This is a genomic window from Streptomyces sp. NPDC001728 (genome assembly GCF_040297565.1).
In the GTDB taxonomy this organism is placed as follows: Bacteria; Actinomycetota; Actinomycetes; order Streptomycetales; family Streptomycetaceae; genus Streptomyces.
The window spans coordinates 72378-93268 of record NZ_JBEOZK010000003.1 but is presented as its reverse complement, the minus strand read 5'-3'; the positions used below and the strand labels follow the sequence as shown (position 1 = coordinate 93268).

The window sequence follows — 20891 nt, the reverse complement described above, 5'->3', positions numbered from 1 at the left end:
GTCGCTGTTCGCTGGCGACGAAATCCGTAGGTTCGTACGCGCCCGTGACCCCGCCGTACGGTCGATCGGCCGTCTCAGAGCACGGCCCCGCGTCCCGTCGTCCGTCAACAAGTGCGAAGATGGGTTCTCGGCAGGACAGGGCCCCCACCACAGGGCCGAAATAAAGCGGCCGGACACCAGCCGCCGCCCGGTCATCGAAGACCGGCGACGAGCGCACATGCATGGAGGACGTGACGTGGCGAACGACGCCAGCACCGTTTTCGACCTAGTGATCCTCGGCGGCGGTAGCGGCGGTTACGCCGCGGCCCTGCGCGGAGCGCAGCTGGGCCTGGACGTCGCACTGATCGAGAAGAACAAGCTCGGCGGCACCTGCCTGCACAACGGCTGCATCCCGACGAAGGCCCTGCTCCACGCCGGCGAGGTCGCGGACCAGACCCGCGAGGCGGAGCAGTTCGGTGTCAAGGCCTCTTTCGAGGGCATCGACATCAAGGCCGTGCACAAGTACAAGGACGACGTGATCTCGGGCCTGTACAAGGGTCTGCAGGGTCTCGTCGCCTCCCGCAAGGTGACCTACATCGAGGGCACCGGCCATCTGTCCTCCCCGACCTCCGTCGATGTCGACGGCCGTCGTGTCGAGGGTCGCCACATCCTCCTGGCCACCGGTTCCGTGCCGAAGTCCCTGCCCGGCCTGGAGATCGACGGCAACCGGATCATCACCTCGGACCACGCGCTGACCCTGGACCGGGTCCCGGAGTCCGCGATCATCCTCGGCGGCGGTGTCATCGGCGTCGAGTTCGCCTCCGCGTGGAAGTCCTTCGGCACCGACGTCACGGTGATCGAGGGCATGAAGCACCTGGTCCCGGTCGAGGACGAGAACAGCTCGAAGCTTCTTGAGCGCGCCTTCCGCAAGCGCGGCATCAAGTTCAACCTCGGCACCTTCTTCCAGTCCGCCGAGTACACCGACGACGGCGTCAAGGTCACCCTGGCCGACGGCAAGACCTTCGAGGCCGAGGTGCTGCTCGTCGCCATCGGCCGCGGCCCGGTCTCCACCGGTCTCGGTTACGGGGAGCAGGGCGTCGCGATGGACCGCGGCTACGTCCTGGTCGACGAGTACATGCGCACCAACGTGCCGACGATCTCGGCCGTGGGCGACCTCGTCCCGACCCTCCAGCTCGCGCACGTCGGCTTCGCCGAGGGCATCCTCGTCGCGGAGCGGGTGGCCGGCCTCAAGGCCGTCCCGATCGACTACGACGGCGTGCCCCGGGTGACCTACTGCCACCCCGAGGTCGCCTCCGTCGGCATCACCGAGGCCAAGGCCAAGGAGATCTACGGCGCGGACAAGGTCGTCGCCCTCAAGTACAACCTCGCGGGCAACGGCAAGAGCAAGATCCTCAAGACCGCGGGCGAGATCAAGCTCGTCCAGGTCAAGGACGGTGCCGTGGTCGGCGTCCACATGGTCGGTGACCGCATGGGCGAGCAGGTCGGCGAAGCGCAGCTGATCTACAACTGGGAGGCGCTGCCGGCCGAGGTCGCGCAGCTCATCCACGCCCACCCGACGCAGAACGAGGCGCTCGGCGAGGCCCACCTGGCCCTGGCCGGCAAGCCGCTGCACTCCCACGACTGACGCTCATCGTCATCACAGGGCGCGACGACCACTTTCCGCAATTCGTTAGGAGCAACTGAAACCATGTCGGTTTCCGTAACCCTGCCGGCGCTCGGCGAGAGCGTCACCGAGGGCACCGTCACCCGCTGGCTCAAGGCCGAGGGCGAGCGTGTCGAGGCCGACGAGCCGCTGCTCGAGGTCTCGACCGACAAGGTCGACACCGAGATCCCGGCCCCCGCCTCGGGCATCCTGGCCTCCATCAAGGTCGCCGAGGACGAGACGGTCGAGGTCGGCGCCGAGCTGGCCATCATCGACGACGGCTCCGGCGCCCCCGCCGCTGCCGCCGCCCCGGCCGCCGAGGCCGCTCCGGCTCCGGCCGCCGCCCCGGCCGCCGAGGCCGCTCCGGCTCCGGCCGCCGCCCCGGCCCCCGTGGCCGAGGCCCCGGCCCCCGGTGCAAGCACCGGCTCCACTGGAGCGGCTGTCGCCGCGCAGCCTGCTGCGGTCGCCGAGGCCCCCGCCGAGGCTCCGGCCGCCGGTGGCGCCACCGGCACGGACGTCGTCCTGCCGGCGCTCGGCGAGTCCGTCACCGAGGGCACCGTCACCCGCTGGCTGAAGTCGGTCGGCGAGACCGTCGAGGCCGACGAGCCGCTGCTCGAGGTCTCCACGGACAAGGTCGACACCGAGATCCCGGCCCCGGTCTCGGGTGTCCTCCTGGAGATCGTCGTCGCCGAGGACGAGTCCGCCGAGGTCGGCGCCAAGCTCGCCGTCATCGGTGCCGCGGGTGCGGCTCCGGCCGCCGCCCCGGCTCCGGCTCCGGCCGCCCCCGCCGCGGCTCCGGCCCCGGTCGCCGCCCCGGCCCCGGTGGCTCCGGCCGCCCCGGTCGCCGCCCCGACTCCCGTCGCGCCCGCCGCCCCGGTCGCCGCTCCGGCGCCCGTCGCCGCCGCCCCGTCCATCGCCCCGGCCCTGGTCACCCCGGTTCCGGCGGCGCCCGCGGCTCCGGCCGAGGACGGCGCGTACGTGACCCCGCTGGTCCGCAAGCTCGCCACCGAGAACGGTGTCGAGCTGGCGGCCGTCAAGGGCTCCGGCGTCGGCGGTCGTATCCGCAAGCAGGACGTCCTCGCCGCCGCCGAGGCCAAGAAGGCCGCCGCGGCTCCGGTCGCGGCTCCGGCCGCCGCCAAGGCTCCGGGCAGCGCGGTCATCGAGGTGTCCCCGCTGCGCGGTCAGACCGTCAAGATGACCCGCATGCGCAAGGTCATCGGCGACAACATGATGAAGGCGCTGCACGGCCAGGCCCAGCTGACCTCGGTCGTCGAGGTCGACATCACCAAGCTGATGAAGCTGCGCGCCAAGGCCAAGGACGCCTTCGCCGCCCGTGAGGGCGTCAAGCTGTCCCCGATGCCGTTCTTCGTGAAGGCCGCGGCCCAGGCGCTGAAGGCCCACCCGGTCATCAACGCCCGGATCAACGAGGACGAGGGCACGATCACCTACTTCGACACCGAGAACATCGGTATCGCGGTGGACTCCGAGAAGGGTCTGATGACCCCGGTCATCAAGGGTGCGGGCGACCTCAACATCGCCGGCATCTCGAAGAAGACCGCGGAGCTGGCCGGCGCCGTGCGCGCCAGCAAGATCACCCCGGACGACCTCGCCGGTGCGACCTTCACCATCTCCAACACCGGTTCGCGCGGCGCGCTCTTCGACACGATCATCGTGCCCCCGAACCAGGTCGCCATCCTGGGCATCGGCGCCACCGTGCGCCGTCCGGTCGTCATCAACCACCCGGACCTGGGTGAGACGATCGCGATCCGCGACATGACGTACGTCGCGCTGTCCTACGACCACCGTCTGGTGGACGGCGCCGACGCCGCCCGCTACCTGACCTCGGTCAAGGCGATCCTGGAGGCCGGCGAGTTCGAGGTCGACCTCGGCCTCTGACGCGTCCGCCGAAGCGGTAGGCCGAAGGGCATACGCGGAGGCAACGTAACGAGCCTCACCTGCAGCGCCCCCGTCCGGAAGTGTTTCCGGGCGGGGGCGCCGCCGTATTGTCTTGAGAGTCAACACTCCCCGAGGAGCCGCTTCATGACCGTCCCCGTCGTCCACTCGCTGCGCGAGCAGATCCGCGAGCACATCGTGGAGGGGATCGTCAGCGGCCGCTGGAAGCCGGGCGAGCGCATCGTGGAGCGCCGGATCGCGACCGAGCTGGAGGTCTCCCAGACCCCGGTCCGCGAGGCACTGCGCGAGCTGGAGTCGCTGCGGCTGATCGAGTCGGCGCCGAACAAGGGCGTCCGGGTCCGCAATCTGACCGCGGCCGACCTGGAGGAGAGCTACCCCGTCCGGGCCGGTCTGGAGCAGATCGCGGCCGAGCTGGCGGCCGGACGGCTGGCGGCGGACTGCTCGTCCCTGGAACCGCACGTGGCGGCCCTCTACGAGGCCGACGCGAGCTCCGACGGGACGGCGCAGGTGCGGCACACGGTGGCCTTCCACCGGGAGCTGGTGAAGGCCGCCGGGAACAGCGTGCTGCTGCACACCTGGGAGACGCTCGGCATCGAGGTCTTCACGGCCCTGTCGATCCGCTGGCTGGGCACGGTCCAGAAGTCGTACGCGGAGGAGCACCAGGAGCTGGTGGAGGCCTTCCGCAGGGGTGACCCGAACATCGGGGCCCTGGTGAAGGCGCATGTGCTGGGCTGCGCCCCCAGGGCCTGACAGAGCCCCTGACACCCCTGAAATCCCTGGCCAGGGTTTACGCAGAGTGAGTGGGTCCGCCTTCCGGCGGGCCCGCTCATTCGTGCGAGCACCCACTCAGAAAGCGCCTCCGACCTGCGAAAACAGGCCACATTCGAGGCACCGGGTGCCCCCTTCCTTGGCACCCTGTGCCGACTTTCTCGATCTGAAGAGGTTTTCCCCTTCAACCCTTTGATCGATCATCGATCGGCGGTTTACAGTCTTCGGCGGGCCGCTACCCGGCCCTCAGCCCTGTCCTGCCAGACAAGGCACCCCTTCTCCACCCCCATCTGTCCGGAAGGCGGCGATCATGACCGATCCCGTAGGCAAGATTCCGAGCGAGCTCGACCAGCTCCCGGACCGTGACACCGAGGAGACCGCCGAGTGGGCGGCCTCCCTGGACGCCGTCACCAAGGCCGCCGGCCCCCACCGGGCCGCCTACCTGATGCGCCGCACGCTCCAGCACGCCGAGGGCGCGGGCCTGGCCCTGCCCAAGCTGCTGGAGACGGACTACGTCAACACCATCCCGACCTCCGCCGAGCCGACGGGCGCCGACTTCGACGGCGACGAGGACATGGAGCGCCGGATCACCGCCTGGAACCGCTGGAACGCGGCCGCGATGGTCACCCGCGGCTCGAAGTACGGCGTCGGCGGTCACATCGCCACCTTCGCGTCGGCCGCCTGGCTGTACGAGACCGGCTTCAACCACTTCTTCAAGGGCAAGGAAGCCGACGGTTCCGGCGACCAGCTCTACATCCAGGGCCACGCCTCCCCCGGCATCTACGCCCGCGCGTTCCTGGACGGGCGCCTGAACGAGGCCCACCTCGACAACTTCCGGCAGGAGTCCGGCGGCAACGGCCTGCCCTCCTACCCGCACCCGCGGCGCCTCCCCTGGCTGTGGGAGTTCCCCACCGTCTCCATGGGTCTGGGCCCGCTCTCCGCGATCTACCAGGCGCGCTTCAACCGCTACCTGACCAACCGCTCCATCAAGGACGTCTCCGCCTCGCACGTGTGGGCGTTCCTCGGTGACGGCGAGATGGACGAGCCCGAGTCGACCGCGGCCCTCGCCCTGGCCGCCCGCGAGGGTCTGGACAACCTGACCTTCGTCGTCAACTGCAACCTGCAGCGCCTCGACGGCCCGGTCCGCGCCAACTTCAAGATCGTGCAGGAGCTGGAGGCCCAGTTCCGCGGCGCCGGCTGGAACGTCGTGAAGTCGCTGTGGGGCAACGCCTGGGACGAGCTGTTCGCCCTCGACACCACCGGCGCCCTGGTCCGCCGCCTCCGCGAGGTGCCGGACGCGCAGGTCCAGACGTACCAGACCCGCGACGCCGCCTACATCCGGCAGGACTTCTTCGGCAAGGACCCCGCGCTCGCCGCGATGGCCCAGCTGCTGAGCGACGACAAGATCCTGGAGTGCTTCCACCTCTCGCGCGGTGGCCACGAGCCGCGCAAGGTGTACGCCGCGTACAAGGCCGCCGTGGAGTTCAAGGGCGCGCCGACGGTCATCCTCGCGCAGACCGTCAAGGGTCACACCCTGGGTGAGGGCTTCGCGTCGAAGAACGCGAACCACCAGATGAAGAAGCTGACGACCGACGAGTTCAAGAACATGCGTGACCTTCTCGAACTCCCCATCTCGGACGCGCAGTTCGCCGACGGCCAGGTGCCCTACGGCCACCCCGGCGTCGACTCCCCCGAGGTCCGCTACCTCCAGGAGCGCCGCGCGGCCCTCGGCGGCCCGGCCCCGGCCCGCCGCACCCGGCCGCTCGCCCCGCTGCCGGCCCCGGCCGAGAAGGCCTTCACCGCCTTCGACAAGGGCTCCGGCGCGCAGTCGATGGCGACGACGATGGCCTTCGTGCGTCTGATCAAGGACCTGATCCGCGACAAGGAGACCGGCAGGCGCTGGGTCCCGATCGTCCCGGACGAGGCCCGTACCTTCGGTATGGAGTCGCTGTTCCCGTCGCTCGGCATCTACTCGCCGAAGGGCCAGACGTACGAGCCGGTCGACCGCGACCAGCTGATGTACTACAAGGAGGCCAAGAACGGCCAGATCCTCAACGAGGGGATCACCGAGGCCGGTTCGATGGCCGACTTCATCGCCGCTTCCACCGCGTACTCCACGCACGGCGAGGCGATGATCCCGTTCTACATCTTCTACTCGATGTTCGGCTGGCAGCGGACCGCCGATCAGATGTGGCAGCTCGGCGACCAGCTGGGCCGCGGCTTCCTCGTCGGCGCCACCGCGGGCCGTACGACCCTGACCGGTGAGGGCCTGCAGCACGCCGACGGCCACTCGCCGGTGATCGCGGCGACCAACCCGGCGGCGCTGACGTACGACCCGGCGTTCGCCTACGAGGTCGCGGCCATCGTCAAGGAGGGCCTGCGCCGGATGTACGGCGAGGCCGCCGAGGGCGAGGACCAGAACGTCTTCTACTACCTCACCGTGTACAACGAGCCGATGCCGCAGCCGGCCAAGCCGGCCGGGATCGACGAGGGCATCGTCAAGGGCCTCTACCGCTTCAACACGGCGGAGTCGGCCGGTCTCGACCTCCCGGCGAACGCCTCGCGCATCCAGCTGCTCTCCTCCGGTACGGCCATCCACTGGGCCCTGGAGGCGCAGAAGCTGCTCGCCGCCGAGTGGGGCGTGGGCGCCGACGTGTGGTCCGCGACCTCCTGGACGGAGCTGCGGCGCGACGCGCTGGAGGCCGACGCGGCGCTGCTGCGCGGCGAGGAGCAGGTGCCGTACATCCGCAAGGCCCTGGAGGGCGTCGACTCCCCGGTCCTCGCGGTCTCCGACTACATGCGCCAGGTCCCGGACCAGATCGCGCAGTGGGTCGAGCAGGACTGGTCCTCGCTGGGCGCCGACGGCTTCGGCCTCTCGGACACCCGTGACGCGGCCCGCCGCCACTTCGGCGTCGACGCGCAGTCGATCGTCGTCGCGGCCCTCGCGCAGCTCGCCCGCCGCGGCGAGGTCCCCGCCGCGGCCGTGAAGGAGGCGCGCGAGCGCTACGGCCTGTAGGCCGGGTCCGGTTGTCGGTGCGGGCACGCATGATGGAGTCATGCGTGCCGCCCGGCTGATCAAGATGGTCCTGCTCCTCCAGTCCCGTCCCTCGATGACGGCGGCCGAACTCGCGGCCGAGCTGGAGGTGTCCGAACGGACCGTCACCCGTGATGCCCTCGCCCTCTCGGAGGCGGGGGTTCCGGTGTATGCGGACCGGGGCAGGGCCGGTGGGTACCGGCTCGTCGGCGGGTACCGCACGCGCCTCACCGGGCTGGAGCGCGGTGAGGCGGAGGCGCTGTTCCTCTCCGGGCTCCCCGGTGCCCTGCGGGACATGGGGCTCGCGGACGCCGCCTCCTCCGCGCGGCTGAAGGTGAGCGCCGCCCTGCTGCCCTCGCTGCGGGACGCGCCGGTCTCGGCTGCGCGGCGCTTCCATCTGGACGCCCCCGGCTGGTACCAGGAGCCGGAGACCCCGGAGTTGCTCGCCCCGATCGCCGAGGCGGTCTGGGACGACCTGATGGTCCGGGCGCGCTACCGGCGCGGGGACACCGAGGTGGAGCGCGAACTCGCGCCGTACGGGCTCGTCCTGAAGGCGGGCGTCTGGTACGTCTGCGCCAGGGCCGGTTCCTCGTTCCGTACGTACCGGGTGGACCGTTTCACGGCGGTCGCGGTCGGCGGGGAGCGTTTCGTCCGGGAGGAGGACTTCGACCTGTCCGCCTTCTGGGAGGAGCGGGCGGCGGAGTTCGCCCGGTCGATCCTGCGCGCCGAGGTCGTCGTACGGCTCACGGACGCGGGCGCGCGCCGGCTGCCGTACGTGACGGACCGGGCGGCGGCCGAGGAGGCGCTCGCGGCGGGGGTCTCCGGGGACGCGGCCGACGGGGTGGCGGCCGGCGGGGAGGGGTACGTGACGGTGACGCTCCCGGTGGAGAGCGAGGAGGTGGCCTTCTCCCAGCTGTTCGGGCTCGGCCCGGAGGCGGAGGTGCTGGCCCCCGCCTCCCTGCGCGAGCGGTTCGCCGAGGCGGCCCGGCGCACGGCCGCGCTCTACCGGTAGTCGTTCACGTCCGGCGTCCCTGTCTCGCCCGCGACGATGAAGCCCCAGGCGTCCGGCCGCGAGCCGTCCGCGTCGGTGAAGCCGTACTCCCCGGCGAGCTGTCCGCTGGAGAGCGACTGTCCGTTCCAGCGGTGCCGGCCGGGGTCGGCGGCGAGGGCGGCGACCGCCCTGCCCACGTACACCGGGGACTCGGACATCGCGAAGTCGGGGATCTTCACGGTGGCGTCGCGCCAGTTCTCCTCGGTGACCCCGAAGCCGGCGAGCATCTGCTCGGACCTGAGCCAGCCGGGGGTGAGCGCGACCGCCGTGCCGCCGGACTCCTCCAGCTCCTTCGCGAGGCCGAAGGCCATCCGGATCGGGGCGTTCTTGGCGAGGTCGTAGAAGAGGTTCTCGCGGAAGCGGGTGCGGTTGTACTCGGCGGTGCCGTCGGTGACCTCGACGACGAGACCACCGGGGTGGCGGATCAGCAGCGGCAGCGCGGTGTGGGAGGTGACGGCATGGGTCCGCACCCCGAGTTCGAGCATCCTGAGACCGCCGCCGAGGTCGTTCTCCCAGGTCTTCTTCCCGAAGGCGAGGAGGTGCTCGCCGCCCCACACGTCGTTGACGAGGACGTCGAGCCGCCCCCGCTCCCGGTCGATCCGGTCGACCAGCGCCCGGACCTGTTCGGGCTCCAGGTGGTCGGTGGGTACGGCGACGCCCTCGCCGCCGGCCGCCGTCACCAGTTCGGCCGTCTCCTCGATGGTCTCGGTGGCCCGGCCGACCTCGCTGACGCGCTCGCGGGTGGTCCGCCCGGTGACGTACACCGTGGCTCCCGCCGCGCCGAGCTGGACCGCGATGCCCCGCCCCGCGCCCCGGGTGGCCCCGGCGACCAGGCAGATCCGTCCGTGCAGTGGCTTCGTCTTCGTCGTCATGCGGAGGAGTCTTCCCGGAATACCCGACATCTTCTGTCCGGTTTCATTTCGGGCTTTCCGGGTGCGTCGCACCCTCCGAGCCACGATGCTGGTCCCGTGATGGACGAGACCGAGTTCTGGGAGATCATCGACGCCAGCCGCGAGGCCGCCGAGGGCGACCCCGAGGAGCAGGCCGATCTGCTCGTGGAACGGCTGACGCGCCTTGACCCCGACTCCGTGCTCGACTACGCGCGCCATTTCGAGGCCCGCTACAACCGGGCGTACCTCTGGGATCTGTGGGGCGCGGCGGCCGTGCTGTTCGACGGGGCGGGCGAGGAGTCCTTCGACTCGTTCCGCTGCTGGCTCATCGGGCAGGGCCGGGAGGTGTACGAGGGCGCGGTGCACGATCCGGACGCGCTGGCGGAGCTGCTCGACGACTTCGACACGGAGATCGACGGGGACGGCGAGGAGATCGGTTTCGCGGCGGACGAGGCGTACGAGCAGCTGACCGGCGCCGAGACCCCGGAGCTGGGCATTCCGGTGCCGGGCGGGGAGCCGCTCGGCACGCCCTTCGACCTGGCGGACGACGATGTGCTCGCGTCCCGCTTCCCGCGCCTGTGGGAGCGGTTCGGGGCGGGGTAGGACCCGGGGGCACGGAGGGAGGGCTCCGTAACCCCCGGGTGGTTCAGCACCCCGGGTGGTTCAGCACCCCGGGTGGTTCAGCCCAGTTGGAGCCGGGGGTTCTCCTGGCCGAGGATCATGTCCGTGCGCGGCTGGAGCGCCGGGAAGAGCTGCTCGGGCTGGGGGATCGCCCAGTACTTGCCCTCGGCGACCATCTCGAAGACGCGCTCGGCGTGCTCCTCGGGGGTGAGCCCGTGCTCGTCGGCGAGGGTCTGGAGCTGCTCGTTGAAGGCGGCGATCTCGGGCGGGACCGTCTCGCCGGGCCTGGCCGCCTTGAAGATCTCGCTCTTGACCGAGCCGGGGGTCACGACGGACACCTGGATCGGGGCGCCCTTCATCAGCATCTCGTAGTGCAGCGACTCGGTGAGGGCGAGCGTGCCGAACTTGGTGACGCTGTACGGGGCCATCAGCGGGCTGGGCAGCATGCCGCCGATGGACGACACGTTCACCACCCAGGCCTTCTCGCCGCGCTCCAGCATGCGCGGCACGAAGGCGCGGATGCCGTTGACGTAGCCGCCGATGTTGATCCGGAGCATGGCGTCCCAGCGCTCGGCCGGGATCTCCCAGGACCAGCCCATGGACATGATCCCGGCGTTGTTGACGAGCAGGTCGACCGTGCCGAAGCGGGTGTACGCGGTGTCGGCGAGGGCCTCGACCGAGGCGGCGTCGGCGACGTCGGTCACCACGGCCTCCACCTCGGCGCCGACGGCCCGCAGCTCCTCGGCGAAGACGGCGAGGCGGTCGGCGGCGATGTCGGCGAGGACCAGCTTCATGCCGAGCCCGGCGGCGTGCCGGGCGAGGCCGGAGCCGATCCCGGAGGAGGCGCCGGTGATGACGGCCGTACGTCCGCCGAAGACCTCGGCGGCCGGCGAGGAGGCGCTCATCAGAAGTGCGTCCCGCCGTCGATGCGGACCTCGGTGCCGGTGATGAAGCGGCCGTCGTCGGAGGCCAGCATCGCGACGACGCCGGCGACGGTCTCGGGGCCGGCGAAGCCCTGGCCGAGGGCGGGGGCGAGCTTCACGAAGAGCGAGAGGTCGGCGTCCTCGGGGAGGCCGGGGCCGACGCTCTGGCGGCTGGCGCCGGTGCCGTCGGTCATGCCGGAGGAGATGGAGCCGGGCTGCACGGCGGTGAAGCGGATGCCCCGCCCGGCGTACTCGGCGGCGAGCGCGTGGGTCATCGACTGGATGCCGCCCTTGCTGGCCGCGTAGGCCGCCATGTAGGGGTGGGCGAACATGGCGGAGGTGGAGGAGAAGTTCACGACGGCGGAGCCGTTGCCCTCCAGGAGGGCCGGGATCGCCTCGCGAATCATGAGGAAGGTGCCGGTGAGGTTGATCCGGAGCACCTGCTCGAAGGAGTCGAGGCTGGTCTCGTGGGTGTGCGAGGAGCGCAGGATGCCGGCCGCGTTGACCAGGACGTCCAGGCCGCCGAGCGCCTCGACGGCGGCGGCGACGCCGGCGCGTACGGAGGCCTCGTCGGCGACGTTCAGGACCACGGTGGTGAGGCGGTCGGCGGCGTCGCCGGCCTTGGCGACGGTGTCCTTGAGGCCGTCCTCGCTGATGTCGGCGGCCACGACCCGGCCACCCTCGGCGAGCACGCGCAGGACGGTGGCCTGACCGATGCCGGAGCCGCCGCCGGTGATGAGGGCGCGGCGTCCTTCGTATCGGGTGAGCTGGTTCATGGCGGCAACCTCTCGATCTCAAGATTCCGGGGAACGTTCCCGGGGACCATGCCACCGTACGCCCACATGGCACGTTTTGCCACAGCTGCACAGCGTGCACGCTCGGCAGTCACGGGCGTACTCTTCGTACGGTGAGCACCAAGCCCGAGGGCGCCACGCCCCCCACCCGGACGCTGACGGAACGGCGCAAGGCCGCCACCCAGCTGGACATAGCGCGCGCCGCCGCCGAGCTCTTCACCGAGCGCGGCCCCGACGGCACCACCGCCGAGGACATCGCCCAGCGGGCCGGCGTCGCGCTGCGCACCTTCTACCGCTACTTCCGCTCCAAGCAGGACGCCGTCGCCCCCCTCCTCGCGGGCGGCGCCGACCGCTGGCGCGAGATCCTCGCCACCACGGAGCCGGGCGCGGCCCTGCCCGAGGCCCTGGAACGCTCGATCGCCGCCTCGCTGAACGCCCGGGACGAGGAGGCGGCGGAGGGACTCCGCTGGACGCGCGGGCTGCTGCGCGCCGCCATCGAGGACCCCGCGCTGCGGGCGGTCTGGTACCGGGTCAACCAGGAGTCCGAGGAGCGGCTGCGCGAGGTCGTCGCCGGGCTCGCCGGGCCGGACGCGGACCCGCTGGAGGTACGGCTCGCGGCGGCGGCGGCCACGGACGCGATCCGGATCGCCCTGGAGAGCTGGGCGGAGTCGGACGCCCCGGTCACCGGCGAGGGCTCCCCGGCCGGCCTGGCGGTCCGCTGCCTGCGCGAGCTGATGGGCGGGATGCGCCTGCTGAACCCGGGCGACGGCGCGTAGGGCGGGTACCGACGGGCAGGCCGTCTCCGTACGCCTCCGCCGCGTACCGACCGGCGGGGCCCGCGGCCCCCGCGCCTCAGTCGAGCAGCGAGCGGCCCATCAGGACGTCGTCCACGTACTCCCCGCCGATGAACAGCTCGCCCGGCAGCACCCCCTCCACCGCGAAGCCCTCGGAGGCGTAGAGGGCGCGCGCCGGGGCGTTGTGGCCGAGCACCCGCAGGGTGATCCGGACGGCGCCCTGCTCCCTGGCCAGCCCCATCGCGGCCCGCAGCAGCGCCCGCGCCACGCCGAGCCCCCGGGCGGACCCGGCGACGGCCAGGCCCTGGATCTGCCGGACGTGCGCGGTGGCGGCGAGCGGCGTCGGCGGCACCACCCGGACGTAGCCGACGACGCCTCCGCCACGCACGGCCACGAGGTAGTCCCCTGGCAGATGGCGCGCGTCGAAGAAGGGCTCGCCCGGCTCCGGGGCGGGCAGCACCGCGTGCAGGGTCGACCAGGTGGTCCGGTCGAGCTCCGCCAGAGCGGCGTCGTCGTCCTGCACGGCGGTACGTATCAGCGTCTCCGGCACGATCATGACGGCCACTGTGCCACGCGCCCGCCGGGGAGGGCAGGATGGTGCCCATGCAGCGTTCCGCCACTCGCAAGCGCATCGCCGTCACCGGCGCCTCCGGGCTCATCGGCTCGGCCCTGGTCCGCTCCCTGCGCGCCGACGGCCACGACGTCCTCCGGCTGGTCCGCCGGCCCGCTCGGACCGCCGACGAGGTCACCTGGGACCCGAAGCGGCTGTACGTGGACGCCGCCGGGCTCGTCGGCGTGGACTCCGTCGTGCACCTGGCGGGCGCAGGCGTCGGCGAGCGCCGCTGGAACGAGGCGTACAAGCGGGAGATCCGGGACAGCCGGGTGCTCGGCACGACCGCGATCGCCCAGGCCCTCGCCTCGCTCGCGCAGCCGCCGGAGTCCCTGGTGTGCGGCACGGCGCTCGGCTGGTACGGGGACACCGGCAGCCGCGCGGTCGACGAGAGCGCCCCCGCGGGAACGGGCTTCCTGCCCGAGGTCTGCGTGGAGTGGGAGGCCGCCGCCGCGCCCGCCGAGGAGGCCGGCATCCGGGTCGCGTACGCCCGCACCGGCCTGGTCGTGGCGCGCGAGGGCGGGGCGTGGGGGCGGCTCTTTCCGCTCTTCCGCGCGGGGCTCGGCGGGCGGATGGGCGACGGCCGCCAGTACTGGTCGTACATCTCCCTCCACGACGAGGTGGCCGCCCTGCGCCATCTCGTCGACACCCCGGCGCTCTCCGGCCCGGTGAACCTGACGGCCCCCGACCCCGTCACCAACCGCGAGGTGACGGCGGCGATGGGCCGGGTGCTGCACCGGCCGACCGTCCTCACGGTGCCCGCGCCCGCGCTGAGACTGGTGCTCGGCGACTTCGCACAGGACGTGCTGGGCAGTCAGCGGGTGCTGCCGGGGCGCCTGTTGGAGACAGGCTTCGAGTTCGCGTTCCCGACGATCGACGACGCGATCAGGGCCGCCGCCCACTGAACCCGGCACCGGCCCGCCCGCTTCCGGCACCGGTCCTTCCCCTCCCCGTACCTCTGCGCTCCCCCGTGCCACAAGCACCCCGGTGCGCGCGGATGGCACCCGTGGGAGCGCTGCCTAGGCTCGACGAGAACGGCGAACTCGGGCATTCCGGAGGCCTGTTGGGGGCATAGGCATCCCACCGGCCGCGCCGACCTGGGGAGGGGCACGTGCTCAACAGCGCAGACAGCGCAAGGACCGCACAGCGTACGGACGTCGAGGACGACGGCACGCGGGCCGTCGACGTCGTCGTCGTGGGAGCCGGGGTCGCGGGACTCGCCGCCGCCCATCGGCTGACCGGCGCCGGGCTCTCCGTCGCCGTCCTGGAGGCGGAGCCGCGGATCGGGGGCCGGATGGCCACCGAGGCCGTCGACGGCTTCCTGCTCGACCGGGTCGGGCCGCTGCTCACCCTGTCGTACGAGGAGCTGCGCGCCGTACCCGGCCTCGACGGCCTGGTGCTGCGCTCCTTCGCTCCGGGCGTGCTCGTGCACAGCGACGGCCGGTACGCGCGGTGGGGCGCCTCGCACCCGCGCCGGGCGCCGGGCGGGCCACGGGGAGCGGGCCATCGGAGCGTGGGGGGAGCGTTCAGCGTGGCGCGCGCCCTCGCGAGCGCCCCCCGTCATCCGGCCGCCTCGCTCGACCAGGCTCGGCTCGGCGCGTCCCTGGTCCGGCTGGCCGCGACCCCGACGCAGCGCGTGCTCGCCCGCCCCGAGCGGACCGCCCGCGAGGCGCTGACCGCCCGGCTGCCCGCCAGGACCGTGCAGGGGGTGCTGCGCCCGCTGCTCGCGGCGCTGCTCGGCGACCCGGACCTCGGCATGTCGAGCCGGCACGCCGATCTCGCGCTGCGCGCCTTCGCCCGGGGCAGGCTGACCGTCCCCGGGGGCGGTTCGGCGGCGCTCCCGGAGCGGCTGGCGGCGGCGCTGCCGCCGGGCACGGTCCGGACCGGGGTCCGGGTCACGGAGGCGTCGATCTCGCGGGTGACGACGGAGCGGCACGGGGTGTTTCGCTGCCGGTCGGTCGTCATCGCGACGGGGGCGCGGACGGCCGCCGAACTGCTGCCCGGTCTGCGCCGGCCGGCCTTCCACCCGGTGACGGTGCTGCACCACACGGCGCCGGTGGCGCCGACGACGGACCCGACGCTGCTCCTGGAGTCCGACCCGGGCGGACCGGTGGCCCACACCGCCGTGATGAGCGCGGTGGATCCCAGCAGGGCGCCGGAGGGCCGGGCCCTGATCACCTCGACGGTCCTCGGGGCGCCGCCGGACGACACGGAGCGACGGGTCCGCAAGCACCTGGCCACGCTGTACGGCACGTCGACGGACGAGTGGGAGCTGCTCGCCCTGCGCCACACCCGGGACGCCGTCCCCGCGATGGCGCCCCCGCACGACGCCCGCCGCCCGGTCCGGCTGCTGGCGGGCCTCTACGCCTGCGGCGACCACCGGGCCACCAGCACCCCGCAGGGCGCCCTGGCCTCGGGCCGCCGGGCGGCCGGGGCCCTGCTGACCGACCTGGGTCTACGGGCGCCGGGCGAGCCGACGACGGAGGAGGAGGCGGCCTGAGCCGGGCGGGGTGACCACCGCCGGGGAGGCGGCCCGAGCCGGGCGGGCGCCCCGGCTGACCACGGCCGGGAAGACCGCCTGAGCCAGGCGGGCGCCCCGGCTGACCACGGGCCGAGGGGGAGGCCGCGCGAGACCGGTGGGCGCCCCGGGGCCGGGTCAGCCGATGGCGGCCACCCGGTCCCGGTAGGTGCGGGCCGCCGCCGCGTCCCGGTACGGCTCCAGGCGTCGTTCGAAGTCGCGTACGTACTCCACCGCGCGCGCCGACCTCATCTCCGAGGCCTGCTGGGCGGCCTCCGCGCCGAGTGCGCACGCCTGGTCCAGTTCGCCCAGGGCCAGTCGCGACGTCGCCAGGACCACCCGGCAGAAGAGGCGGCTGCGGGCGTAGCCGGGGGCGCTCAGCTGGAGGGCGCGCTCGGCGTGCTGGGCGGCGGGGCGGTACTGCTGGAGGTCCCGGTGGCAGTGGCACAGCTCGTCGGCGAGCTGGGCCTCGTCGAACGTCCGGGCCCAGTACGGCACCTCGTCGCCCGGCCGGGACGCTTCGAGGGCCCGCTCGGCCCGTACGAGGGAGGCGCTGCACGCCCGGGCCTCGGAGAGGACCGCGTGCCCGCGCGCCTCGACCGCGTGCAGCATCGCCTGGACGACCGGCGGTGCGCCGGGCCCGACGCCCTGCTGGGCGACCCGGGCGAGCTGCACGGCCTCCCGGCCGTGGCCGAGGTAGACGGCCTGGCAGCTCATGGTGAGCAGGACGTAGGAGCCGTAGGCCCGGTCTCCGGCGGCCTGGGCGAGGCGCAGCGCCTGTACGAAGTAGCGCTGGGCGAGTCCGTGGGCGGCGATGTCGTACGAGGTCCACCCGGCGAGCCGGGTGAGGTCGGCGGCGGCGGCGAAGAGCCGGCGGCCCACCGACTCCCCGTACGTCCCGCGCAGCATCGGCTCGGTCTCGTGCTCCAGGTAGCGGACGAGGGCCTGGCGGGCGTGGCCGCCGCCGTAGGCGTGGTCGAGGGTGCGGAAGAGTTCGCCGACGGAGCGGAGGGCGGCGATGTCCCCGCCGGAGACCCGCTGACCGGGCCCCCGGTCCGTACCGCGCTGCCGGGGCACCGTGACGCGGCCCTGCGGCGGCACCCGGGGGTCGAGCGGGGCGCGGGGGTCGTGGGGCGGACGGTTGTCGTGCGGGGCGCGGGGGTCGTACGGGGCCCGGGAGTCGCTCCCGGGACGGGAGTCACCGCCGGGTCCGCCGAGACGGGAGTCGTTCCCTGGGCGGGAATCGCGGGTGAGCCGGGTGTCGTGCGCGAGCCGTGTCTCCTGCCCGAGGCGCGCGGTGGCGGTCACCCTGGCCGTGCCGCCGCCGGCGGTGCGGGCACCCGGGGGCTGCTCCCCGCGCGCGACCCGGTCGTCGGCGCGACCGATCAGCCAGTCGCGGCTGGGCACGACCAGGCCCGCCGGGGTGAAGGCGATCTTGCGGAGTTCCGCGTGGCTGCCGGAGTCCTTGCGCCAGAGCCCGCTGACGATGTCGACCGCCTCTTCCGGGGTCGCGGCGAACTCCAGGCCCGCGTAGACCGGCGCGCAGGCGTCGAGACCGAGGTCCTGGGCGGAGAGACGGCGGCCGAGCCGACGGGTGAAGACCTCGGCGATGAGGGCGGGAGTGGTGCCGCGCGGCTGCTGGCCCCGGAGCCAGCGGGTCACCGAGGTCTTGTCGTACCGCAGGTCGAGGCCGTGTTCCAGACCGAGCTGGTCGACCCGTCTCGCGAGCCCCGCGTGGGAGAACCCCGCTTCGGCGATGAGCGCGGCGAGCTGGCGGTTCGGGATGCGCTGCGGTGGTCGTTCCGTCATCAGCTGTGCGGTCTCCTGCCTTCCGGGTCCGGGCGGCAGCCCCGTCGGACCCTCATGGAACGGCGTGAATTTAGCGGTCCTCACGGCCCATACCGCCAGCTTCGCCCCACATTCATCCGATCGTGTGAGGATTGACGGCATCGCTGACGTAGACGCCCCCGTCCACCTGCTGGAGGGGCGTCCCCGCCACCGCCGTACAGTGGCATGGGCGCGAATGACGCATGGTGCCGCGCCGGCCCGGGATGATCCCCGGTCCCCGGTCCACGGCACCCAGGAGGAGGCATGGCCGTGAGTGAGCTGCGATTCGTCCGCCTTGGGTTCGGCGCGGAAGCCGTCGAGTACCAGGTGGCCTGGGACAAGCAGCGCGAAGTGCACGCCGCGCGGTTCGCCGACGAGACCGACGACACCTGTCTGCTCCTGGAGCACCCGCCGGTCTACACGGCCGGCCGGCGCACCCAGGAGAACGAGCGCCCGCTCGACGGGACGCCCGTGGTGGACGTCGACCGGGGCGGGAAGATCACCTGGCACGGCCCCGGCCAGCTGGTCGGCTACCCGATCATGAAGCTGCCCCGCCCGGTGGACGTCGTCGCGCATGTCCGCCGGCTGGAGGAGGCGCTGATCCGTACGGCCGCCGAGTTCGGCGTCGGGACGACCCGGATCGAGGGGCGCAGCGGCGTCTGGGTCCTGGGTGACCCGGTGGAGCAGCGGCCGTCGCTCGGCGGGCTCTCGCTCGACTTCGACCCCCGGCTGACCGACGAGGAGTTCGACCCGCGTCTGAACGGCCCCGAGTACGCCCCGTCCAACGCCGGCCAGCGTCGCGAGGACCGCAAGCTCGCCGCCATCGGCATCCGGGTCGCCAAGGGCGTCACGATGCACGGCTTCGCGCTCAACGTGAACCCGGACAACGCCTGGTTCGACCGGATCATCCCGTGCGGCATCCGCGACGCGGGCGTCACCTCGATCGCCAACGAGCTGGGCCGGGACGTCACGATCGAGGAGGTGCTCCCGGTGGCGGAGCGCCATCTGCGGGACGTCCTGGAGGGCGCGGAGCTCAGGCCGCGCGAGATCGAGCCTCCGATGGCGGCGGAAACCGCCTCGGTCTGAGGAATGCAGGGCGCTGGCCAGAGGTTGGCCAGACGTAGTAAGGCATGGGAAGCAACGGCGTACCCTGGTGTGCGCCGAAGAATCGAAGCTACAGGAGCCGATGTGTCCGCAGTCGCACCCGACGGACGCAAGATGCTGCGCCTGGAGGTCCGGAACGCCCAGACCCCCATCGAGCGCAAGCCCGAGTGGATCAAGACCCGGGCGAAGATGGGGCCCGAGTACACGAAGATGCAGAGTCTCGTGAAGAGCGAGGGCCTGCACACGGTCTGCCAGGAGGCGGGCTGTCCCAACATCTTCGAGTGCTGGGAGGACCGCGAGGCCACCTTCCTCATCGGCGGTGACCAGTGCACCCGGCGCTGCGACTTCTGCCAGATCGACACGGGCAAGCCCGAGGCGCTGGACCGGGACGAGCCGCGCCGCGTGGGCGAGTCGGTCGTCACGATGGACCTGAACTACGCCACCATCACCGGCGTCGCGCGCGACGACCTGGAGGACGGCGGCGCCTGGCTGTACGCGGAGACCGTGCGCCAGATCCACCAGCAGACCGCGGACCGCGCCGACGGCCGTACCAAGGTCGAGCTGCTGGCCCCCGACTTCAACGCGGTGCCGGAGCTCCTGGCGGAGGTCTTCGCCTCCCGCCCCGAGGTCTTCGCGCACAACGTGGAGACGGTGCCGCGGATCTTCAAGCGGATCCGTCCGGGCTTCCGTTACGAGCGTTCCCTCGACGTCATCACGCAGGCCCGTGACTACGGTCTGGTCACGAAGTCGAACCTGATCCTCGGGATGGGCGAGACCCGCGAGGAGGTCAGCGAGGCGCTCCAGCAGCTGCACGACGCCGGCTGCGAGCTCATCACGATCACCCAGTACCTGCGCCCCTCGGTCCGGCACCACCCCGTGGAGCGCTGGGTGAAGCCGCAGGAGTTCGTGGAGCTGAAGGAGGAGGCCGACGAGATCGGTTTCTCCGGCGTGATGTCGGGCCCGCTCGTCCGTTCCTCGTACCGCGCGGGCCGTCTGTTCCAGCAGGCGATGGAGCAGCGCAGCCGAGCCTGAGCGCAGGTCGTGGGTCCGCCCGAGGAACGAGGGCGGGCACGCGGCCGGAGCGGTGGCGAGGCGGAGCGCGACCAGAAGCCGGTGGAGCGCGGCGCGGTGGACAACGCCGCGCAGCCGTGGGATCACATCCCGGGTTCACCGTGTGAATCCGAGCACAAGTAGTTACCGGTCGGTAGTGGCCGGATCCGGCGCGGTCCGTACGCCCCCGCAGCTCAGCGGGGACGTACGGGCCGCGTCGCCGTCCCCGGGCTCCGCCACCTGGGCGCATCAACGTTTCATCAGTGTTTGACCACCGGGTCACGCCCTGGTAACACCAGTCTGTGAGCCTGGAAGCACTCACCGCCACCATCCGCTCGCACCCCCGCCTCGTCTCACCCGCAATCGAGGGAGGACCCCGACATGCCGGCCGCATCGGCGCACGTCCGCGTCACCGCGATCCCGTCCGTCACCGACGCCCTGAAGGCCGTGGAGTCACTGCTCCTCGGGGCCGGGCAGCGCACCGCCCGGCGCAACGCCTGGAACTCCGTCCTGGAGGACCGCCGTCGCGCCAAGGACCGGGTCGAGGCCCAGCACGTAATGGAGGTCGCGTCGGGCCGGACTTCCCGGGCCACGTAAACTTCAGGACATGGCGAGGAAGGCAAACACGGGCAGCGCTGACGCTGCGAACCAGGGGCGGCTCAAGCAGATCGCCCTCACGTACAAGATGACCCGAAAGGCTGACCCTAAGGTCGGGCTTGTCGTCGCTGGCGTGGGCATCGTCGTACTCGGTGTCCTCCTCGCGATCGGCTTCCTGATCGGTCACCCGGTCTACCTGGGCATCCTGGGCTTCGTCCTGGCGCTCCTGGCGGCGGCCATCGTGTTCGGGCGGCGCGCCGAGCGCGCGGCCTTCGGGCAGATGGAGGGCCAGCCGGGCGCGGCGGCGGCGGTGCTCCAGAACGTCGGGCGCGGCTGGACGACGACCCCCGCGGTCGCGATGAACCGCAGCCAGGACGTCGTGCACCGGGCGGTCGGCCGGGCCGGCATCGTGCTGGTGGCCGAGGGCAACCCCAACCGGGTCAAGACCCTGCTGGCGGCGGAGAAGAAGCGGATGAACCGCGTCGTGGTGGACGTGCCGGTGCACGACCTCATCGTCGGCGACGGCGAGGGCCAGGTGCCGCTGAAGAAGCTCCGCACGACCATGCTCAAGATGCCCCGGGTGCTCACCGGCCCGCAGGTGACGGTGGCCAACGACCGGCTGCGGGCGATGGGCGACCTCATGAGCAACATGCCGCTGCCGAAGGGCCCCATGCCCAAGGGCATGCGGATGCCGCGCGGCGGAAAGGCGCGCTGATCCACGACCTGACGAGAAAGGCCCCGGACCGTGGGAACG

General features: G+C 72.5%; 18 protein-coding genes. 13 read left to right on the top strand and 5 right to left on the bottom strand.

Translation table 11 applies throughout. The features are described 5' to 3' along the window. Window positions 1–235: 235 nt before the first annotated feature. The 5 genes from lpdA to ABT154_RS05840 all read left to right on the top strand — a co-directional run bounded on the left by lpdA (window position 236) and on the right by ABT154_RS05840 (window position 8370). Complete coding sequence (gene lpdA / locus ABT154_RS05860) at window positions 236–1624, top strand: dihydrolipoyl dehydrogenase (RefSeq protein WP_351853361.1); 1389 nt, start codon at window positions 236–238, stop codon at window positions 1622–1624. A 63-nt stretch (window positions 1625–1687) separates the two neighbouring features. Further along, the gene (gene sucB / locus ABT154_RS05855) at window positions 1688–3538 is read left to right on the top strand and encodes a 2-oxoglutarate dehydrogenase, E2 component, dihydrolipoamide succinyltransferase (RefSeq protein WP_351853359.1); all 1851 of its coding nucleotides are present in this window, start codon (window positions 1688–1690) and stop codon (window positions 3536–3538) included. Between the two features lie 144 nt (window positions 3539–3682). After that, window positions 3683–4306, top strand: coding sequence for a GntR family transcriptional regulator (locus ABT154_RS05850; RefSeq protein ID WP_351853357.1), 624 nt, complete (start codon window positions 3683–3685; stop codon window positions 4304–4306). 328 nt (window positions 4307–4634) lie between these two features. Beyond that, entirely contained in the window at window positions 4635–7340 is a 2706-nt protein-coding gene (gene aceE / locus ABT154_RS05845) for a pyruvate dehydrogenase (acetyl-transferring), homodimeric type (protein WP_351853354.1), read from the top strand. Window positions 7341–7380: 40 nt separating this feature from the next. Next, window positions 7381–8370, top strand: a complete 990-nt coding sequence (locus ABT154_RS05840) for a helix-turn-helix transcriptional regulator (protein WP_351853352.1) — start codon at window positions 7381–7383, stop codon at window positions 8368–8370. Here ABT154_RS05840 and ABT154_RS05835 read toward each other — a convergent pair. Further along, window positions 8361–9281 (bottom strand): SDR family oxidoreductase, encoded by a 921-nt coding sequence (locus ABT154_RS05835; protein ID WP_351853349.1) that lies wholly within the window; start codon window positions 9279–9281, stop codon window positions 8361–8363. The genes ABT154_RS05840 and ABT154_RS05835 overlap by 10 nt on opposite strands. A gap of 99 nt (window positions 9282–9380) precedes the next feature. Here ABT154_RS05835 and ABT154_RS05830 point away from each other — a divergent pair, with 99 nt between their 5' ends. Continuing rightward, the gene (locus ABT154_RS05830; protein ID WP_351854224.1) at window positions 9381–9902 is read left to right on the top strand and encodes a DUF4240 domain-containing protein; all 522 of its coding nucleotides are present in this window, start codon (window positions 9381–9383) and stop codon (window positions 9900–9902) included. Window positions 9903–9979: 77 nt separating this feature from the next. Here ABT154_RS05830 and ABT154_RS05825 read toward each other — a convergent pair whose 3' ends face one another. Together ABT154_RS05825 and ABT154_RS05820 are read right to left on the bottom strand one after the other, a co-directional pair. Beyond that, the gene (locus ABT154_RS05825; RefSeq protein ID WP_351853346.1) at window positions 9980–10825 is read right to left on the bottom strand and encodes an SDR family NAD(P)-dependent oxidoreductase; all 846 of its coding nucleotides are present in this window, start codon (window positions 10823–10825) and stop codon (window positions 9980–9982) included. Next, on the bottom strand, window positions 10825–11619 hold the full coding sequence (locus tag ABT154_RS05820; protein ID WP_317876692.1) for an SDR family NAD(P)-dependent oxidoreductase: 795 nt from the start codon (window positions 11617–11619) through the stop codon (window positions 10825–10827). Before ABT154_RS05820 ends, ABT154_RS05825 begins: the two co-directional genes overlap by 1 nt. A gap of 131 nt (window positions 11620–11750) precedes the next feature. On the opposite strand from ABT154_RS05820, the gene ABT154_RS05815 reads away from it, so the two are divergent. Continuing rightward, entirely contained in the window at window positions 11751–12413 is a 663-nt protein-coding gene (locus ABT154_RS05815) for a TetR/AcrR family transcriptional regulator (protein ID WP_351853343.1), read from the top strand. A gap of 76 nt (window positions 12414–12489) precedes the next feature. On the opposite strand, the gene ABT154_RS05810 is transcribed toward ABT154_RS05815, so the two are convergent. Beyond that, the gene (locus ABT154_RS05810; RefSeq protein ID WP_351853341.1) at window positions 12490–12987 is read right to left on the bottom strand and encodes a GNAT family N-acetyltransferase; all 498 of its coding nucleotides are present in this window, start codon (window positions 12985–12987) and stop codon (window positions 12490–12492) included. A 38-nt stretch (window positions 12988–13025) separates the two neighbouring features. Between ABT154_RS05810 and ABT154_RS05805 the strand changes: the two genes are divergently transcribed. Next, on the top strand, window positions 13026–13946 hold the full coding sequence (locus ABT154_RS05805) for a TIGR01777 family oxidoreductase (protein ID WP_351853339.1): 921 nt from the start codon (window positions 13026–13028) through the stop codon (window positions 13944–13946). Window positions 13947–14152: 206 nt separating this feature from the next. After that, on the top strand, window positions 14153–15541 hold the full coding sequence (locus tag ABT154_RS05800; protein ID WP_351853337.1) for an NAD(P)/FAD-dependent oxidoreductase: 1389 nt from the start codon (window positions 14153–14155) through the stop codon (window positions 15539–15541). A 156-nt stretch (window positions 15542–15697) separates the two neighbouring features. Here the strand turns inward: ABT154_RS05800 and ABT154_RS05795 are convergent, their stop codons facing one another. After that, the gene (locus tag ABT154_RS05795; RefSeq protein ID WP_351853334.1) at window positions 15698–17368 is read right to left on the bottom strand and encodes an NsdA family TPR-like regulatory protein; all 1671 of its coding nucleotides are present in this window, start codon (window positions 17366–17368) and stop codon (window positions 15698–15700) included. A 288-nt stretch (window positions 17369–17656) separates the two neighbouring features. On the opposite strand from ABT154_RS05795, the gene lipB reads away from it, so the two are divergent. The 4 genes from lipB (at window position 17657) to ABT154_RS05775 (ending at window position 20852) form a co-directional block, all read left to right on the top strand. Then, window positions 17657–18472, top strand: coding sequence for a lipoyl(octanoyl) transferase LipB (gene lipB / locus ABT154_RS05790; RefSeq protein WP_351853332.1), 816 nt, complete (start codon window positions 17657–17659; stop codon window positions 18470–18472). A 102-nt stretch (window positions 18473–18574) separates the two neighbouring features. Further along, complete coding sequence (lipA, locus tag ABT154_RS05785; RefSeq protein ID WP_351853330.1) at window positions 18575–19522, top strand: lipoyl synthase; 948 nt, start codon at window positions 18575–18577, stop codon at window positions 19520–19522. Window positions 19523–19921: 399 nt separating this feature from the next. Then, complete coding sequence (locus ABT154_RS05780) at window positions 19922–20137, top strand: SCO2195 family GlnR-regulated protein (RefSeq protein ID WP_351853327.1); 216 nt, start codon at window positions 19922–19924, stop codon at window positions 20135–20137. A gap of 10 nt (window positions 20138–20147) precedes the next feature. Continuing rightward, window positions 20148–20852, top strand: coding sequence for a DUF4191 domain-containing protein (locus ABT154_RS05775; protein WP_317875228.1), 705 nt, complete (start codon window positions 20148–20150; stop codon window positions 20850–20852). Window positions 20853–20891: the final 39 nt, after the last annotated feature.